Origin of the sequence: Phocaeicola sp. HCN-40430 (genome assembly GCF_037890285.1) — a bacterium.
Taxonomy (GTDB): Bacteria; Bacteroidota; Bacteroidia; order Bacteroidales; family Bacteroidaceae; genus Phocaeicola; species Phocaeicola acetigenes.
The window spans coordinates 1-1423 of record NZ_JBBKBS010000052.1 but is presented as its reverse complement, the minus strand read 5'-3'; the positions used below and the strand labels follow the sequence as shown (position 1 = coordinate 1423).

1 protein-coding gene and 1 pseudogene are annotated in these 1423 nt (G+C 28.0%); both read left to right on the top strand.

Features of this window, described 5'->3' with window-relative positions; all coding sequences use genetic code 11:
* A pseudogene (locus WKU26_RS12525) lies at window positions 1-351 on the top strand (beta-1,6-N-acetylglucosaminyltransferase); the annotation flags it as partial.
* Window positions 348-1382: a glycosyltransferase gene (locus tag WKU26_RS12520; RefSeq protein ID WP_340322291.1), complete on the top strand. Its 1035-nt coding sequence runs from the start codon at window positions 348-350 to the stop codon at window positions 1380-1382. The pseudogene WKU26_RS12525 and the gene WKU26_RS12520, both read left to right, overlap by 4 nt.
* The last annotated feature ends 41 nt before the right edge of the window (window positions 1383-1423 follow it).

The following is a 1423-nucleotide window of genomic DNA, read 5'->3' as shown; positions in this document are numbered from 1 at the left end:
CATATTTCTACGGTAGATTTTGTTCTTCAGTATCTTACTAATACACCTAAATATTTACAACGTTTCAAATATACCAGTTGCTGTGATGAAATTATTTTTCAGACTCTTCTCTATCCTCATATCAAAGAACTTAATATTATAACCGACGATTGTCTCAGATATATAGATTGGCACCCTAAAAGGAAGTATAAAGGAAAACTACCTCTTATCCTTAATGAGGAGGATTTCGTAAATATTGCTCGCAGTAAATCTCTATTCTGCAGAAAAATAGAACCCAAAGAATCAGAAAGACTATTAAATAAAATAGAACAAGAACTTATTAATATACCTTTTATAAATAATCAATTATGAACTATCTCATCTGTCAAGACTGGTGGAATACTAGTAATAATCACGCAGGAATGAAATATCTATGCCTTTATCTAGAAAAAAAGTACCCTAATGAATTTAAAGCTATCATTATCACCCAACTCAAACAAAAATATGGAAAAAACAAGTTGATTAATAAAATAAAATCACTTCAATTTGAATTTTCCCAAAAAAAGAAAAATAAACAAACTGCTCAAGAACTTATTACAAAATTAAGTTCCAATGATAAAATTTTTCTCATGGAATATTTTGATCCAGGAGTAAATCAATATCTCATAGCAAAAATTATAAGAAAAAGACTCCCCAATATTACAATATACGGAATGTCTCACCTAGTCCCTTCAAAATTAGAAAAAGCTTTTTCTAACCATAAACTTCAAAAATGGCAAAACACTGTCAATAAAATTATCACATTAGGCAGCTCTCTTTCAGACTATTACATATCAAAAGGGGTTCCTAAAGAAAAACTTATAACCACTTTCCATTATGTAGATCAATTTTATATCAATCCTCAAATAGAGAAACATTTTGATTTTTCAGTTTTAGTAATGGGAAACCAAATGAGAGATATTAAACTCTTAACAGAAATTGTAGAATGCAACCCCAATATTAAATTTATAATCTGCCAAGGAGGACTTGATTTAAGTTCTTTATTTTCATCCTCAAATGTGAAGTTAGTACCTTTTATTTCTGAAATAGAATTACGTGAACTTATGAAACAAGCTGATGTTTCATTAAATGTAATGTATGACACCATAGGAAGTAATGTCATTGTTACTTCAATGGGAATGGGATTAGCTATGATATGTAGCAATGTTGGTTCTATTAAAGATTATTGTGACACAAACAATACTATTTTTTGTTTAACTCTTAATGATTTTAATAATGCAATTCAAACATTAAAAAATAATTCCAATTTACTTTTCTCTTTAAAAGAATCAGCCAAAAATAAAGCATTAAATTTTACTATAGAAAATTTTTATTCTGACATTAAAAGTAAACTATCCATTTAAAAAACATCTTATAAAATCCCCCCAATAATAGTAAGCGTCCC

Bases quoted from the DNA above. Each gene is read 5' to 3' on its own strand.
- WKU26_RS12520 (WP_340322291.1), top strand. From the start codon at position 348: ATGAACTATCTCATCTGTCAAGACTGGTGGAATACTAGTAATAATCAC.